The 16,466-nt window shown below is 69.7% G+C and carries 13 protein-coding genes; 12 read left to right on the forward strand and 1 reads right to left on the reverse strand.

Annotated features, from left to right (window positions below):
* Nucleotides 1-6 precede the first annotated feature (6 nt).
* From glmS to AB663_RS07870, 10 genes are all read left to right on the forward strand, one after another.
* A complete protein-coding gene (gene glmS, locus AB663_RS07825; RefSeq protein WP_067197672.1) occupies nucleotides 7-1,854 on the forward strand; it encodes a glutamine--fructose-6-phosphate transaminase (isomerizing) in 1,848 nt (615 codons plus the stop codon).
* A gap of 360 nt (nucleotides 1,855-2,214) precedes the next feature.
* Nucleotides 2,215-7,665 carry a DUF7927 domain-containing protein gene (locus AB663_RS07830; RefSeq protein WP_067197675.1) on the forward strand — a complete coding sequence of 1,817 codons (5,451 nt, stop codon included), beginning with the start codon at nucleotides 2,215-2,217 and terminating at the stop codon, nucleotides 7,663-7,665.
* A 125-nt stretch (nucleotides 7,666-7,790) separates the two neighbouring features.
* Entirely contained in the window at nucleotides 7,791-8,150 is a 360-nt protein-coding gene (locus AB663_RS07835) for a holo-ACP synthase (RefSeq protein WP_067197677.1), read from the forward strand.
* Nucleotides 8,147-9,253 carry an alanine racemase gene (gene alr, locus AB663_RS07840; protein WP_067197679.1) on the forward strand — a complete coding sequence of 369 codons (1,107 nt, stop codon included), beginning with the start codon at nucleotides 8,147-8,149 and terminating at the stop codon, nucleotides 9,251-9,253. The genes AB663_RS07835 and alr overlap by 4 nt, the downstream gene beginning before the upstream one ends.
* Complete coding sequence (tsaE, locus tag AB663_RS07845) at nucleotides 9,250-9,732, forward strand: tRNA (adenosine(37)-N6)-threonylcarbamoyltransferase complex ATPase subunit type 1 TsaE (RefSeq protein ID WP_067197682.1); 483 nt, start codon at nucleotides 9,250-9,252, stop codon at nucleotides 9,730-9,732. The genes alr and tsaE overlap by 4 nt, the downstream gene beginning before the upstream one ends.
* A gap of 67 nt (nucleotides 9,733-9,799) precedes the next feature.
* Nucleotides 9,800-10,414, forward strand: coding sequence for a tRNA (adenosine(37)-N6)-threonylcarbamoyltransferase complex dimerization subunit type 1 TsaB (tsaB, locus tag AB663_RS07850; protein WP_067197684.1), 615 nt, complete (start codon nucleotides 9,800-9,802; stop codon nucleotides 10,412-10,414).
* Nucleotides 10,411-10,920 (forward strand): ribosomal protein S18-alanine N-acetyltransferase, encoded by a 510-nt coding sequence (rimI, locus tag AB663_RS07855; RefSeq protein WP_067197687.1) that lies wholly within the window; start codon nucleotides 10,411-10,413, stop codon nucleotides 10,918-10,920. The genes tsaB and rimI overlap by 4 nt, the downstream gene beginning before the upstream one ends.
* Entirely contained in the window at nucleotides 10,920-11,981 is a 1,062-nt protein-coding gene (gene tsaD / locus AB663_RS07860) for a tRNA (adenosine(37)-N6)-threonylcarbamoyltransferase complex transferase subunit TsaD (protein ID WP_067197690.1), read from the forward strand. Before rimI ends, tsaD begins: the two co-directional genes overlap by 1 nt.
* On the forward strand, nucleotides 11,978-12,496 hold the full coding sequence (locus AB663_RS07865; RefSeq protein WP_232304665.1) for a hypothetical protein: 519 nt from the start codon (nucleotides 11,978-11,980) through the stop codon (nucleotides 12,494-12,496). The genes tsaD and AB663_RS07865 overlap by 4 nt, the downstream gene beginning before the upstream one ends.
* Nucleotides 12,497-12,500: 4 nt before the next feature.
* Nucleotides 12,501-13,733 (forward strand): hypothetical protein, encoded by a 1,233-nt coding sequence (locus AB663_RS07870; RefSeq protein ID WP_067197692.1) that lies wholly within the window; start codon nucleotides 12,501-12,503, stop codon nucleotides 13,731-13,733.
* Here AB663_RS07870 and AB663_RS07875 read toward each other — a convergent pair.
* Complete coding sequence (locus AB663_RS07875) at nucleotides 13,730-14,926, reverse strand: class I SAM-dependent methyltransferase (protein ID WP_067197695.1); 1,197 nt, start codon at nucleotides 14,924-14,926, stop codon at nucleotides 13,730-13,732. The two genes, AB663_RS07870 and AB663_RS07875, sit on opposite strands and share 4 nt — an antisense overlap.
* A gap of 156 nt (nucleotides 14,927-15,082) precedes the next feature.
* Between AB663_RS07875 and groES the strand changes: the two genes are divergently transcribed.
* Both groES and rarD read left to right on the forward strand, forming a co-directional pair.
* Nucleotides 15,083-15,379 carry a co-chaperone GroES gene (gene groES / locus AB663_RS07880; RefSeq protein ID WP_039394204.1) on the forward strand — a complete coding sequence of 99 codons (297 nt, stop codon included), beginning with the start codon at nucleotides 15,083-15,085 and terminating at the stop codon, nucleotides 15,377-15,379.
* Between the two features lie 145 nt (nucleotides 15,380-15,524).
* Nucleotides 15,525-16,460 (forward strand): EamA family transporter RarD, encoded by a 936-nt coding sequence (gene rarD / locus AB663_RS07885; protein WP_067197697.1) that lies wholly within the window; start codon nucleotides 15,525-15,527, stop codon nucleotides 16,458-16,460.
* The last annotated feature ends 6 nt before the right edge of the window (nucleotides 16,461-16,466 follow it).

Consider the following 16,466-nt stretch of genomic DNA (forward strand, 5'->3'; position numbering starts at 1 on the left):
GATCCCATGTGTGGAATCGTCGGATACGTGGGGCCTCGCCCCAGCCAGGACATCCTGCTCGCCGGACTCGCCCGCCTCGAGTACCGCGGCTATGACTCCGCGGGCGTCGCCGTGATCGACGACTCCGGCTCGCTGGGCATGCGCAAGAAGGCGGGAAAGCTCAACGTGCTGCGCGACTCGCTGGCCGAGAATGCGCTCGCCGACGGCAGCACCGGAATCGGGCACACGCGCTGGGCCACGCACGGCGGCCCGACCGACGTCAACGCGCACCCGCACCTGGCCGACGACGACAAGCTCGCGCTCATCCACAACGGCATCATCGAGAACTTCGCCGCGCTTCGCGACGAGCTGGCCGCCGAGGGCGTCACGTTCCGCAGCGAGACCGACACCGAGGTGGCGGCTGCGCTCCTCGGCCGGGAGTACGCGAACAACGGAGGCGATCTGCAGGGCGCGTTCCGCAGCGTGGTGAACCGCCTCGAGGGCGCGTTCACGCTGCTGGCGATGCACCAGGACCACCCGGGTCTCGTCGTGGGCGCCCGCCGCAACTCGCCGCTGGTCATCGGCCTCGGCGAGGGCGAGAACTTCCTCGGCTCCGACGTCGCGGCGTTCGTCGAGCACACCCGCAAGGCGCTGGCGATCGGGCAGGACCAGATCGTCGCGATCACCCCGGATGCCGTGACCGTCACCGATTTCGCCGGCACGCCCGTCGAGGCCGAGCCGTTCGAGGTGTCGTGGGACGCCGCGGCAGCCGAGAAGGGCGGTTGGTCGAGCTTCATGGCCAAGGAGGTCGCCGAGCAGCCCGAGGCCGTGGCGAACACGATCCGCGGTCGCATCCAGGGCGGGCAGGTGGTCATCCCCGAGCTCGACGGTCTCGACGAGCTGTTCACGGGCATCAACCGCATCATCATCACGGCGTGCGGCACGGCGTCGTACGCTGCTCTCGTCGGCAAGTACGCGATCGAGCAGTGGGCGCGCGTCGCGGTCGACGTCGAGCTCGCCCACGAGTTCCGCTATCGCGACCCGGTGATCGGGCCCGAGACGCTTGTCGTCTCGATCAGCCAGTCGGGCGAGACCATGGACACGCTGATGGCCGTGAAGTACGCCCGCGAACGCGGGGCGCGCACGCTGTCGATCTGCAACACGCAGGGCGCGACCATTCCGCGCGAGTCGGATGCCGTCGTCTACACCCACGCGGGCCCTGAGGTAGCCGTCGCGTCGACCAAGGCGTTCTCTGCGCAGATCACGGCGCTGCTGCTGCTCGGTCTGCACATGGGGCGCGTGCGCGGCACGGTGGCGGATGCCACGGCCGACGTCGCCGAGCTGCAGGCTCTGCCTGACAGGGTCGCCCGCGTGCTCGCCGAGGAGCAGGAGCACGTGCAGCAGCTCGCCGGCTGGATGGCCGACACCCGTTCGGTGCTGTTCCTGGGGCGCCACGTGGGCTACCCGATCGCGCTCGAGGGTGCGCTCAAGCTCAAGGAGATCTCGTACATCCACGCCGAGGGCTTCGCCGCCGGCGAGCTCAAGCACGGTCCGATCGCGCTGATCGAGCCGGGGCAGCCGGTGTTCGTGCTGCTGCCGTCGCCGCGGCACTCGGCCCTCATCCACTCGAAGGTCGTCTCCAACATCCAGGAGATCAGGGCGCGCGGCGCTCGCGTGATCGTGGTCGCCGAAGAGGGTGACGCCGCCGTGCTGCCCTTCGCCGACGAGGTCATCCGCATCCCGCTTGCGGGCGCGATGTTCGAGCCTCTGCTGGCCGTCGTGCCGCTGCAGATCTTCGCGATGGCGCTCGCCACCGCGAAGGGTCTCGACGTCGACCAGCCGCGCAACCTCGCGAAGTCCGTCACGGTCGAGTAGCACCACGGCATTCCGAAGGCCACCCGCGCATCGCGCTGGGTGGCCTTCGGCGTTCGTGCCGCACTCTCTACGCGTGCGAATCAGTTCACGCAGGTTGGGTCTCATTTCGCGTAGTCGGTCTGTGTGGGGTGACGAACTTCGCCAGCATGGGAGCGATTCACTTGGCATGATGCGCCGGAGGAATCGGAGAGTGAAGACACCGCCGCCCCACCCAAGCTTCGCGGTGTTTCGAGACACGGGTCGATCAGCCTGCGCGCGTTCGGCGCTTCTGAAGGGGGAAGCATGTACAGGTCAGGAAGGCCAGGAGCGACTCGATCGTCGCTCACGGGCAGATTGCGGAGTGCGGTCGCTGCCGGTGGCGTGACCTCACTCGTCACGGGGCTACTCGTGGCGGGAGTGGCCGTTCTCGGCGCTGAACCCGCTGCGGCCGTACCGGGCAACCCCGGCACGCCGGGAGACCCGACGGAGGTCTTCAGCGAGGGCTTCGAGGTGGGCCTGGGCCCGACAGCCGTGCGACTTGCCGACTACGTCGGCGAGTCGGGGCAGACGCATACGGCAGATCCATTCTGGTTGCGCGAAGACCAGTGCAACGGCGTGATCCTGCAATACGCCAACACGGTCTTCCCGGGGGCATCCCCCGAGGGGGGCTTTTGTGTGGACGGGAACCAGACGAACGTTCGTAACAATGTGCGCCGTCTCGCCGACGTGCTCGGACAGCTCGACGCCGGGGTGCCGGGTGGGTCGACCGGAAGTCCCGCCAATGGGTCCACGTCGGCGACGCGCGCCAACCACGCGGTAACCGCATTCACGTCCGACGTGAACGGGCCAGACGGCGCCGTTCAGTTCCAGACGTCGCCGCTGAACATCGCCGCGCAAGGAACGCGATTCTACGCCGCTTCCGTCGACGTTGCCGAGCTTTCGTGCACGTTCGCCGGCGGTGAGAACAACTCCCGGCTTCGCTTCGCGTTCCGCGTGGGCTCTGACGAGTATCCATTCCCCACGGCGGAGCCGATCCGCGCCTGCACGGATCCACGTGTGTCGTATTACACGTCGCCCGATCTCCCGGGCGGTTGGATCAACGGCGGATCCTATGTTGCGGCCGGCCGCTTCTACACGGACGGCGCACTCCTGATGACACCGGCGCAGATGCAGAACCTGCAGATCGTCATGCGCAACGACGTCGGGGATCTGTCGGGCAACGATGCCGCCTTCGACAACATCCGCCTGGTGGACGCGACTCCTCAGCTCGACAAGGCGTTCTCTCCCACCTCGGTTCCTGTCGGCGGTGTGTCGACGTTGACGCTGACCGTCACGAACACGTCCGAGCTCGCGTCGAAGTCGGGATGGTCATTCACTGACAACCTTCCGGCCGGTCTGGTCGTGGCCCCGTCGCCCAACATCGGCGGTACGTGTGATGCGACGACCACTGCTGCTGCCGGCGGCACCAGCGTGGTCATCACCGACGGGAAGCTCGACGTCGGCGAAGTCTCGTGCACGATCACGGTAGACGTGACCTCTGAGCATCCCCGAGGCGCCGAGCCTTCGCCGCGCGTCTTCGAGAACTGCGCCGAGAACTTCAGCGACGTGGTCGGCGTCGACCTCCCCGCGTGCGCGACCGTGGAGTTCTACAGCGAGAACGCGCTCGAGATCACCAAGACGTCGAATGCGACGCCGGACGCTCGCCCGGGGGACGTCGTGACATACACCGTCACGGCGACCAACACGGGCACCGCGGACTTCACCGCGCAAGATCCCGCGGTCGTCTTCGACGACCTGTCAGGCGTGCTCGACGACGCAGCGTTCAATAACGACGCGACGTCGTCGCAGGCCGGAACGGTCTCCTATGCCGAGCCCCTGCTTTCGTGGGTCGGGGCACTGCCCGCGGGTGCCAGCGTCGAGTTGACCTACACCACGACCCTCGGTGACGGCGGCGACGGCATCGTTCGTAACGTCGCCTGGCAGCCGGAGAACCCCGAGAACCCGGTGCCCCCGGTGTGCGACCCTCCCGCGGATGGAGTCGACCCTGCGACGGGCGAGCCCTGTGCCGAGGTCGAGTTCGCGATGCCGAAGCTGACGATCCAGAAGTCCGCGGACCGCACGGAGCTTCCGGCGGTCGGTGACACGGTCGAGTACACGATCACGGTCACGAATGTGGGACCGGGCGTCTACACAGCGGATGCGCCGGCGACGGCGACCGATGACCTGACGAACGTGCTGGACGCGGCGTCGTACAACGGCGACGCCGTCGCGTCCACCGGCACGGTGTCGTTCGAGGAGCCGACGCTCTCCTGGGAAGGTGCTCTCGGGGTGAACGAGGCGGCCACGATCACGTACACGGTGACATACACCGGTGAAGGCGACCAAAACCTGCGCAACCTCGCGTGCGTGCCCACGGGGGAGACCGCGCAGGGCGAGCCGAGCTGTGACGTCGTGCAGATCCCCGGTTCCGGCCTGACGCAGTGGAAGCAGGTCCAGGCATCTGACACGCCGGCGGCCGCCGGCACGGTGCTGACGTACACGTTGTTCTTTGACAACGACGGCGAAGCAGCCGCAGATGTGGATGCGGTCGACGACCTGACCCACGTGAGCGACGATGCCGATGTCACGACGGAGCCGACCTCTGCAGAGGGACTCTCGGTCTCCCGCGACGGCAACCGGATCGCGATCACGGGTTCGGTGCCGGCTGGCGAGACCCACACGGTGACCTACCAGGTGACGATCAGGGCCGACGGCGAGCGCGGTGACGACACGGCGGCGAACTTCCTGATGCAGAACGATCCGGAGAATCCGCCGGTGCCGCCGACCGACCCGGTCTGTGAGCCCCAGGACGAGCAATTCCCGGACTGCACCACCACGCCGATCGCAGCGGTCGTGTACTCAAAGTCGGTCTCCGCCGACTCCGACCCGGTCGTCGCCGGCACCGTGCTGACGTACACCGTCACGGTGGAGAACACCGGAACGACGACCGCTCCTGTTTCCCGGGAGGATGTCCTTACGGATGTGCTCGACGAAGCCGACCTGACGTCGGGCCCGCAGTCGGACACTGCGTCGGTGACGGTCTCGGACGTGACGGCCGGCCGCTTCCAGATCGGGGGCGAGCTCGCTACCGGCGAGACCGCGACGATCACCTATGAGGTGACCGTGAAGGCCGACGCCGAGCGAGGGAACAACCTGGCGAACAACTTCCTGGTTCCCGAGGGTGGCACGCCGCCGGAGGTGTGCGAGGACGGTTCCGACCAGTGCACGAGCACCCCGCTTCCGCTGGTCGAGGCGTCCAAGTCGTCGGACCCGGCACCGGGCTCGACCGTCGTCGCCGGTCAGGACGTCACGTACACGCTGACGTTCACCAACCGCGGTGAAGCTGCGGGACCGGTAGACCACACCGATGATCTGGCTGACGTGCTCGACGACGCCACGCTCACTGCGGGCCCGGCAGCATCCGACGCCGCACTGCAGGTGGTCCGCGATGGAGACACCCTGCACGTCACCGGTTCGCTCGCGCCCGATCAGACCGTGACGGTCACCTACACGGTGACGGTGAATGCAGATGACGACCGGGAGAACAACCGTCTCGGGAACGTGCTGGCGCCGACCGGCACGGTCGACCCGGAGTGCGGTGACGAAGGTGTGTCGTGCACGGAGCACGTGGTGCCGCTGCTGCAGTCGTGGAAGAGCGTCGAGGCCGACACCGCTCCGGTGGCCGCCGGCACGGTGCTCACGTACACGTTGACGTTCGAGAACACCGGTGAAGGCACGGCGGTCGTGGATCAGGTCGATGACCTGACGCACGTGACCGACGACGCCGATGTGACGGCCGAACCGGCCAGCGCCGACGGTCTGGTCGTCAGTCGTGACGGCAACCGCATCGCGATCGCAGGCGAGGTTCCTGCCGGCGAGACCTACACGGTCACCTATCAGGTCACGGTGAGTGCAGACGGGGAGCGCGGCGATGACATCGCGGCGAACTTCCTGCTCGACCCCGATGAGGTCCCGCCGACGGAGCCGGTGTGCCAGCCTTCTGACACGGAGCGTCCGGACTGCACGGTTACACCGATCGGGATGCTGCTGACGGGCAAGTCGGTCTCGGCCGACACCGACCCGATCGACGTGGGCACGGTGCTGACCTACACGCTCACGTTCGACAACCAGGGTGAGGGGCCGGCCGTGGTCGACCACACCGACATCCTCACCGATGTCCTGGACGACGCGGATCTCACCGCGGAACCCGTCGCCTCCGACGAGGCGCTCGAGGTATCCGATGTGGTGGACGAGGCGTTCACGGTCACGGGTGAGCTCGCTGCGGGCCAGACGGTCACGGTGACGTACCAGGTGACTGTGAAGGAAGAGGCCGATCGAGGTGACAACTCGGCCGACAACTTCCTCGTGCCCACCGGCGAGGAGCCGCCGACCGAGTGTGTTCCGGGCGACCCGAACTGCACCGTCACCCCGCTGCCGCTGGTCGAGGTGTCGAAGTCGGCTGACCCGGAGACGGGCGCTGGCGTGCAGTCGGGCCAGGTCGTGACGTACACGCTCACGTTCGCGAACACGGGCGAGGCTGCGGGCACGGTCGACTACACCGATGACCTGGCGGCCGTCCTCGACGACGCCGACCTCACCGGCGCGCCGGTCTCGGCCGATCCTGCTCTGGCCGTGACAGATGGGGCCGACGGCCTGGTTCGTGTCACGGGCACGCTCGCTGCGGGCCAGACGGTCACGGTGTCGTACACCGTGACGGTCAAGCCCGATGGTGAGCGGGGTGACAACGAGCTGCGTAACGTGGTCGCGAAGACCGGCACCGAGGATCCGCAGTGCGGTGACACCGGGGTCTCCTGCACGGAGCATCCGATCGGTGAGCTCGACGACTGGAAGAGCGTCGACCCGGCGACGGGATCGACGGTGCGGCCGGGTGACACCGTGACGTACACGCTGCATTTCGAGAACACCGGGAACGCTCCGGTCGATGTGACGCGTGAGGACGTGCTCACTCGCGTGCTCGACGACGCCGAGATCACGGCGCAGCCGGTCTCGTCCGGCGACGCCCTGTCGGTCTCGGATGTCGTGGACGGACGGTTCTCGATCACCGGCACCCTGCAGCCCGGCGACCTCGTCACGGTGACGTACACCGTGACGGTGAAGGCCGACGGCGAACGCGGTGACGACCGGCTGGACAACTTCCTCGTCCCCACCGGTGAGGAGCCGCCTGCCGAGTGTGTCCCTGTCGACGGGGAGCGCCCCGACTGCACCTACAACCACGTCTCCGACGTGACGGTGGCCAAGTCGAGCGACCCGGAGTCCGGAACACGGGTCAACCCGGGTGATCGGGTCACCTACACGCTGACCTTCGTGAACCGGGGCACCAACGCGGATGCGGCGGATGTGGCTGTCGACTACACCGACCACATGGCGGATGTGCTCGACGACGCGACGCTGACCACGGGTCCCGCCGTGTCTGGCGAGAACCTGACGGCATCCGTCGTGGGTGACACGATCAGGATCACGGGTGCGGTGCCGACCGGCGAGACCTACACGGTGACCTACACGGTCACGGTCTCGGCGTACGGTGCGCAGGGGAACCATCACCTCGGCAACATCGTCGCGATCACCGGTGAGCAGCCGGTGTGCGTGCCCGACTCGCCGCTGTGCACCGAGCACGACGTGCCCGCGCCTCCCAAGCCGGCGCCGCCGCTCGCGATCACCGGTGGCACGGTCTCGGTGCTCGTGCTGCTGACCGCGGTCCTGCTGCTCGGACTCGGCGTCGTGCTCGTCGCACGGCGACGCTCCTCGATCTCGACGGAGGACGCCGCCGAGTGAGACCGGCGCGGGCACCCCTGCGCCCGCGCCACACGCCCCGGGATCGCCGCGCCGCGGCGGCCCGGGGCGTTCTCGTGCGACGAGAGGCACGGGGCTGACGTCGTGCGCGCGGCTAGGCTGTTCTGGTGATCATCGGGACCGGCATCGACCTCGTGGACGTTCCGCGATTCGAGCGGACCGTTGCGCGCACGCCGCGCCTGCTGCAGCGGCTCTTCACCGAGCGAGAGCAGGGCATGCGGCTGTCGTCGCTCGCCGCGCGGTATGCGGCGAAGGAGGCGTTGATCAAGACGCTGGGCGGGTCCGACGGCGTGCACTGGACCGAGATCGAGATCGCCTCAGAGGCCTCGGGCAAGCCGCATTTCGTGCTCTCGGGAACGACCGCGGCGGTGGTCGAGCAGCGCGGCATCACCGCACTGCACCTGACCCTCACGCATGACGCGGGCCTCGCCGCCGCGTTCGTCGTCGCCGAAGGAGAGCCGCTGTGACCACGCCGTTCCGTGAGGCGAGCATCGACCTCGACGCCATCGCCGACAACGTGCGGCACCTGCGCCGGCTCACCGGCGTGCAGGTGATCGCTGTCGTCAAGGCGAACGCCTACGGCCACGGGGCGGCGGCCGCCGCCGTCGCCGCGCTGAGCGGCGGGGCCACGCGGCTCGGCGTCGCCGAGATCCCCGAAGCGCTCGACTTGCGCCGTCAGGGCGTGACGGCTCCGATCCTGGCGTGGCTGCATGCCCCGGGCGAGCGGTTCGAGCAGGCAGCGGAGCACGGCATCGAGGTCGGCATCTCGTCGTTCGACCAGCTCGAGGCGGCAGCCGCCGCGGCATCCGTCGATCGGCCAGTCGGTGTGCACCTCAAGCTCGAGACCGGCCTGTCGCGCAACGGCATCGCACCGGGGGACTGGAACCGCGTGCTCGCCGAGGCCGCGCGGCTCGAGCGCATCGGCCGGCTGCGCATCGTCGGACTGTTCAGCCATCTGTCGAACACGTCTCCCAAAGACGACCGCGCCGCACTCGCGAAGTTCGAGCAGGGGGTGGCTGCCGCCGAGTCGTTCGGCATCCGCCCGGAGATCCGGCACCTCGCCGCGACGGCTGCTGCGATCGACCTGCCCGAGACGAGGCTGGACGCGGTGCGCATCGGCATCGGGCTCTACGGCCTTTCGCCGTTCGACGACCGCACGTCCGCGTCGCTGGGGCTGCGGCCGGCGATGACGCTGCGCGGGGCCATCGCGGCGGTCCGGCGTGTTCCCGCCGGCACCGGGGTGTCGTACGGCTACGACCATCGCACCGACCGGGACACCACGCTCGTGCTGGTCCCCTTCGGTTACGCCGACGGCATTCCACGGCATGCGTCCGGACGCCTGCCCGTGTCGATCGGGGGTCGCACCTTCACGAACGTCGGCCGCATCGCGATGGACCAGTTCGTCGTCGACGTCGGCGACACCCCGGTCTCGGTCGGCGATGAGGTCGTGCTCTTCGGCGACCCGACGCTGGGGGTCCCGTCTGCGGCGGACTGGGCGGATGCCGCGGGCACGATCAACTACGAGATCGTCACGCGCATCGGTCCGCGCGTGGCCAGGAGGACGTCATGACGGTGGACGCGTCGCTCCTCGGACGCCGGGAGGTCGGCACCGCCGAGGAGATGGAGGAACTCGGCCGGCGGATCGGAAGCGGCCTCGTCCCCGGCGACCTGCTGATCCTCACCGGTCCGCTCGGGGCGGGGAAGACCACGTTCACGCGGGGGCTCGCCGAAGGCCTGGGCGTGCGCGGACCGGTGCAGAGCCCGACCTTCGTGATCGCGCGCACGCACCCGTCGCTGGTCGGCGGAGCACCCCTCGTGCACGTCGACGCCTACCGTCTCGGCTCGGCTGCCGAGCTCGACGACCTCGACCTCGACCTCACGCGCTCGGTCGTCGTGGTCGAATGGGGCCGAGGCATGGCGGAGGAGCTCGCCGACGCGTGGTGGGACGTCGAGTTCGAGCGACCGGTCGGAGTGGGCGACGATCTCGACGCCTCGGAGCTCGACGCCGATGCTCCCCGCATCGTGACCATCGAGCGCCGGGAGCGTTGAGTGCCGTGAGCGCTGAGCGCCGGGTGCGCTGAGCGGCGCACGCAGGCTCGGCGACTACCCTGGAGAGGTGATCCTCGCCGTCGACACCTCCCTGGGAACCGCGGTCGCGCTCATCGACCCCGATGGCGCGCTGCGCGCCGAGACGGGCACAGCCGACGCACTCGGACACGCCGAGGTGATCGGCGACCTCCTGCGGTCGGCCCTCGAACAGGCCGGGGAGGGGGCCATCGCGCACGTGGTGACCGGAATGGGACCCGGTCCCTTCACCGGGCTGCGGATCGGCATCGCCGCCGCACGCGCTTTCGCCCTCGGCCGCGGCATCCCCGTCATCCCCGTGCCGAGTCATCTCGCCGCCGCCCTCACCGTCGGCGACTACGAAGCGCCGTTCGCCATCGTCACGGATGCACGCCGCCGCGAGATGGCTGTCACGGTGTTCGACGGCATCGATGACGACGGCATCCCGCGCGTCGCCGCGGAGACCGTGCTCGTCCCCGCCGCGGAGGTCGAGTCCCATCTCGACGGCATCCGCCGCGTCGATGTCGCCCGGCTGTCCGCGGCGGACCTCGGCCGCGTCGGTGCCAGGGCGCTCGCATCGGGGCGGGTGCTCGCCGACGAGGAGCCGTTGTACCTGCGACAGCCCGACGCGGCCGCACCCGTGGCGCCGAAACGGGTGGGGTCGTGACGATCCGAGCCGCGACCAGCGCCGACCTCGACGCGATCATGGCCATCGAGACCCGGTCCTTCCCCGCTGACGCCTGGAGCGCCGAGACGATGGCCGCAGAGGTCGCCAGCCCCCATGGCCGCTACCTCGTCGACGAGGTCGACGGCGTCGTCATCGGCTACGGCGGCGTGCGTGCCCTGCAGGGCGGACGCGATGCCGACATCCAGACCATCGCGTTCGACCGTCCGTATCGCGGTGGGGGCCGCGGGCGCGCGCTGCTCCGCGCCCTGCTCGAGGCGGCGGAGGAACGAGGGGCCGCGGAGGTCTTCCTCGAGGTGCGCGCAGACAATCCCGCCGCGCACGGCCTCTACCTCTCGGAGGGCTTCGAGGAGATCGGCAGGCGCCCCCGGTACTATCAGCCCGACGACGTGGACGCGATCGTGATGCGCCTCGATCTTCGTGCGAGGACGCGCGGGCGGGACGATGATGACGGTTCGATCGCGCATGCGGTGCGGGAGGGGGAGTGATGACCGGACCCTTGGTGCTGGGCATCGAGACGAGCTGCGACGAGACCGGGATCGGGATCGTGCGGGGCCGCACGCTGCTCACGAACACGATCGCGTCGAGCATGGACGAGCACGCCCGCTACGGGGGAGTGGTGCCGGAGGTCGCCGCACGCGCGCACCTCGAGGCCCTTCAGCCCTCGATCGACGCCGCGCTGGCGGAAGCAGGTGTCGGGCTGCGCGACCTCGACGCGGTGGCGGTCACCAGCGGGCCGGGCCTCGCGGGCGCCCTGATGGTGGGCGTCGGTGCCGCCAAAGGACTCGCGGTGTCGTTGGACAAGCCGCTGTACGCCGTGAACCACCTCGTCGGGCACATCGCCGCCGACATCCTCACGCCCGAGTCCGAACCGCTGGAGTACCCGACGATCGCCCTGCTGGTCTCCGGCGGGCACACCTCCCTGCTGCACGTGCGCGACCTCACGACCGACGTTGAGCTGCTCGGCGAGACGGTCGACGACGCTGCAGGAGAGGCATTCGACAAGGTCGCGCGCCTGCTTTCGCTGCCGTACCCCGGCGGCCCCGAGATCGATCGCGCCGCCGTCGGCGGTGACCCCGACGCCATCCGGTTCCCCCGAGGACTGTCGCGCGCCTCCGACATGGCGCGGCATCGCTACGACTTCTCCTTCTCCGGACTCAAGACGGCGGTCGCCCGGTGGATCGAACGGTGCGAGGCAGAAGGGCGCCGCGTGCCCGTCGCCGACGTCGCAGCGAGCTTCCGCGAGGCCGTGGTGGACGTGCTCGTGACGAAGGCGCTCGCCGCATGCGCGGATCGCGGAGTTCCGCGGCTGCTCCTGGGTGGCGGGGTGATCGCCAACCGGCGTCTTCGCGAGGTCGCGCTCGCCAGGGCCGAGGCCGCAGGCGTCACGGTGCGGATCCCGCCGCTGTCTCTCTGCACGGACAACGGGGCGATGATCGCTGCTCTGGCCGCCGAGCTCATCTCGTCGGGGCGCCGACCATCGACCCTGGCGTTCGGAGCCGACTCGACGCTGCCGGTCACGGAGATCCAGGTCGCGGAGTCGTCATGAGCGACGCACAACGCGCGGCGGACGGGGCCGGCTTCGGCGGAGGTCGTGAGAGCACGCCGCTGCCCCGAACCCGTGTGGAGCGCGCCGGCGACGAGGTCGAGCGACCAGCGGGTTCCGCCCGTCTGCCGGGAGCGCGTCGCGACGGCTACACGAAGCTCCCCACCGGACCGGTCGGCATCGAGCCGGTCGTGACGAGCGGACCGGACGCCGACGCTGTCGGCAGCCCGGCAGGCCGCGACTGGGAGCCGTCCGACCTCACACCCGCTCCTGCCGACGACGCCCGTCTCGCGCCCTGGGCTCTGTTCGCGGCCATCGTGGCGCTGTGCGCCTCGTTCTTCGTCGGCTGGGGCATTCCCGTCGCGATCGTCGCTGTCATCGCCTCGATCATGTCGCTTCGTCGCCCCGCCGAGAGCAGGGCGATGGCGCGGTGGGCGCTCGTGCTCAGCCTCACCGCGACGGTGTACAGCCTGGGGTGGCTGGTCTGGGCGGGCATGCAGTTCGAGAGACTGGGCTAGACGGATGCCGGATGCCGACGACGATGTCGAGCTGCGGGAGCTGAGGGCTCGCGCCTATGGGCGTCACGGCGGCCTGACGCAGGCGGAGGCCGAGCGCTTGCATACGCTCGAGAACGCCCGTCGCCCGCGTGTGCCGGGCGGCGAGACCACGCCGGCCGCGGCTGCGGCGCCGACCGGCGCGCATCGGGCGCACGCCGAGCGTGGCGTGGCCGCCGGGCCTGCCGTCACCGTGGACGAGGACGCCGAGCACGCGGTTCCCTCACGTGCGCCCGCCGAGCGGGCTGAGCCCGCTGAGTACGGTGAATCAGCTGACGCGCTCATGCCCTCCAGGCCGGGAGGATCCTCGCGCGAGGGCGATCAGGAGGAGGCCGCTCAGCGGAGTGCGTCCGGCACGCCGGGGCGGCGCGGCATCCGCCGTCTCAGCACCGTGATCGCGGTGGCAGCGATGCTCGTGCTCCTCGGGATCGGAGCCGGGTGGCTGATGTTCGCGCAGCGCACGTCGGGCATCGCGCTGTCCGACAAGGAGATGCTTCGACGCACAGAGCTGTCGCAGCACGACTATGACGTCGACAGCGTGCGAGCCGTCGCTCGTGACGACGACGCCCTCGTGTGGTTCGCCACCAAGGATCATGCCGGCTCCTGGTGCCTGATCCTGGATGTCGGCGAGACCACGTCCGCCGAGTGCGCACCCCTGACGACGGTCGAGCAGCTGATGCTGAGCGTCTCGGTCACCGTTCCGGCAGATGGCGGCGACGACGGGTCAGGGCAGAACGTCATCGCATACGCGCTCAAGGCGACGACAGGCGACCCGCTCGTGGCGATCCAGCGATGGGACTTCGACGATTCGATGCTGGATCAGTTCGAGGGCGCCGACCGCGACCGCGCCGAAGCACTCATCGACGAGGGGTTCTTCCCCGGATTGTCGATCGTCGGCGAGTTCCGTCGAGCCCCTGTCTGGATCGCCGAGCGCGCGGGCGAGACCGGCGCCGTCGAGCGGTGCCTGCTCGTCGACGCCGTCGACGGGACTGCGTGCGCGGTGCGAGGCGAGGACGAGGCGGAGGACATCGCCGCCACGGTGATGACCGAGGGTGAGGCGTGGACCCTCACGGTGCGCTACACGTTCTGGCAGTCCCCGTACCTCACGATCGAGCAGGTGACGGACGCAGGCACCGTCGTCGTCGACACCGAGACCGGCGATCCGATCGTGATCACTCCACCGACCGATCCCGACGGCTAGTCGTCCGCCGCGCCGACCCGATCGGCGAGCACCGCGATACGTCGGTCTCCGACTCTCGTCAGAAGCAGCGTCGCCGCCCGGGTGCCGCGGAGCTTGAGGCTGCGACGGAAGGACGCGGGGTCGACATCTACGCCCCGCTTCTTGATCTCGAGCGTGCCGATGTCGTTCGCGGCCAGCACGGCGTTGATCGCCTTGGGCGTCGCCGGCATCGTCTCACGCACGCGGAACGACTGCACGAACGGGCTCGTCAAGGCGGCATCCGAGGTCAGATACGCGATGCGATGGTCGAGCATCCCCGCGTCCAGAGCTCGCGCCACGTCGCCGATGAGCCGTGCGCGGATGACGGCGCCATCCGGCTCGTGCACGTACTCGCCGAGGCGCCGCACGTCGGCATCCTCGGCATCGGCCGTCGCTGTGAGCTCGTGCGAGCTGTCGCCACGGATGACGAGAGCCGCGCGGCGCACGCCGTCGCGCGCCAGCTCGCCCGTCCACAGCACGAGCTCCACGACGCTGCCGTCGGCGCTGACCCACTGCGCCTCCGCGTTCTCGGGGAGCGCGTCGCGGTCGTGCGCCGGTCCGAGCTTGATGCCCGTCGGCATGCGCGCCGCCACATCGAACGCCCAGTCGAGCGAGGGCGAGTAGTCGTCCGCGGAGACGCGTCGCGTCTCGGTGTGCCCCGCGGTGCGCCGTGCGGGGTCGAGCCACACGGCGTCCACGCCGTCGAGCGAAGTTTCCTCCGCCGTCGCATGCTGCACGGACGCCGAGAACGGGGCGAGGTTGAAGGCCGCGATCGCCGCGGTCACCTCATCGGCGTCCACCGCGCGCACGTCGAGCCCGGCGCCGGCGAAGGCGAGGGCGTCGCCGCCGATGCCGCAGCCGAGATCGGCCACGCGAGTGCGTCCTGCGGCCCGCATCCGCTGGGCATGCCGTGCGGCGACGCCGAGCCTCGTCGCCTGCTCGAGCCCCGCGCGCGTGAACAGCATCCGCCCGGCGAACTCGCCGAACTTCGCCACCGCCCTCGAGCGCAGGCGGGCCTGGCCGACGACGGCCGACACGAGATCGGGGGAGTGGCCGGCAGCACGGAGGCGGGTGACGGCGCGAGCGACGTCGGCCGTCGAGTCCACCGGGCCGAGCGCGTCGAGGAGGTCGAGCCCCTCGGGCGTGAGCAGGGCGCGCAGCTCGGTCATCTCCACCCCCTCAGCTTAGGCGGCGGGTCGCACATCCGGTCCCGCGGGATTGGCACTCGCATTGCGTGAGTGCCAGCCGAGCGCCTAGACTGGCGTTAGCACTCTCGGGTTGAGAGTGCGAACAAGTCTTTCGTGTCAGCGTAAAGAAAGAAGAGGTAGACCGTGTCGGTTTCCATCAAGCCGCTCGAGGACCGCATCGTCATCAAGCAGGTCGAGGCCGAGCAGACCACCGCGAGTGGCCTGGTCATCCCCGACACCGCCAAGGAGAAGCCCCAGGAGGGCGAGGTCGTGGCGGTGGGCCCCGGTCGCATCGACGACAACGGCAACCGCGTTCCGCTCGACGTCGCGGTCGGCGACCGTGTGCTCTACAGCAAGTACGGCGGCACCGAGGTGAAGTTCGGCGCTGACGAGTACCTCGTCCTGTCGGCACGCGACGTCCTCGCGGTCGTCGTCCGCTGATCCAGCGCACCGCAGATCAGAGGGTCCGGATGCTTCGGCATCCGGGCCCTCTGTCGCGTTCTGCCGCGGACAGCGCGCGGCGGATTCCTGCCAATCTGATGGCCGAGGTCACGGCCGCCGCCCCGCGCGGGAATAGGGTTGTGCGGTGAGCCCCGACACGACCGCGCGCGCATCCCGCACCGCAGGCGTGGCATACGCAGGGGCCGCGTATCTGCTTTGGGGCGTTCTGCCTCTGTACTTCCTGCTGCTCGCGCCGACCGGGCCGTGGGAGGTCGTCGCGTGGCGCGTGCTGCTGTCCTTCGTGTTCTGCCTCGTCCTGCTGACGGTCACCCGCGGGTGGCGAGCGCTCGGCGTGATCGTGCGGCAGCCCAAGCTCCTCGGTCTCACCGCGCTCGCGGGAGTGCTCATCTACGCGAACTGGCAGGTCTTCCTCATCGGCACGCTCACGGAGCACGTCGTCGAGACCAGCCTCGGGTACTTCATCAACCCCATCACGACCGTGCTGCTCGGCGTCTTCGTGCTGAAGGAGCGCATCCGCGCCGCGCAGTGGGCGGCGATCGGCATCGCGGCCGTCGCCGTGCTCGTGATCGTGGTGGTGTACGGCTCGTTCCCGTGGATCGCCCTGTCTCTGACGGCGTCGTTCGGGATCTACGGGCTCATCAAGAAGCAGATCGGCCCGGCCGTCGACGCGGTCAGCGGCCTCACGCTCGAGTCGTTCTGGCTCATCCCCATCGCCGTCGTCCAGCTCATCGTGGTCGGGACGACTCCCGAGGGCATCACGATGGGCCAGCACGGGGTCTGGCATGCCGTGCTCCTGTCCTTCGCCGGCGTCGCGACGGCAGTGCCCCTGCTGCTGTTCGCGGCCGGCACGCGGCGCATCGACCTCACGGTGATCGGCATGATCCAGTTCATCACGCCGATCATGCAGTTCCTCCTCGGCGTCTTCGTGCTCGGCGAGGCCATGCCTCCGGCGCGCTGGGCGGGGTTCGTGCTCGTGTGGATCGCGATCACGGTGTTCCTCGTCGATCTCGTCGTCGCCGGCCGTCGCGGCAGGTCGGCGGAGAAGGCCGAGCTCGTCTGATCCTCC

It is taken from the genome of Microbacterium sp. XT11, from assembly GCF_001513675.1.
GTDB lineage: Bacteria > Actinomycetota > Actinomycetes > Actinomycetales > Microbacteriaceae > Microbacterium.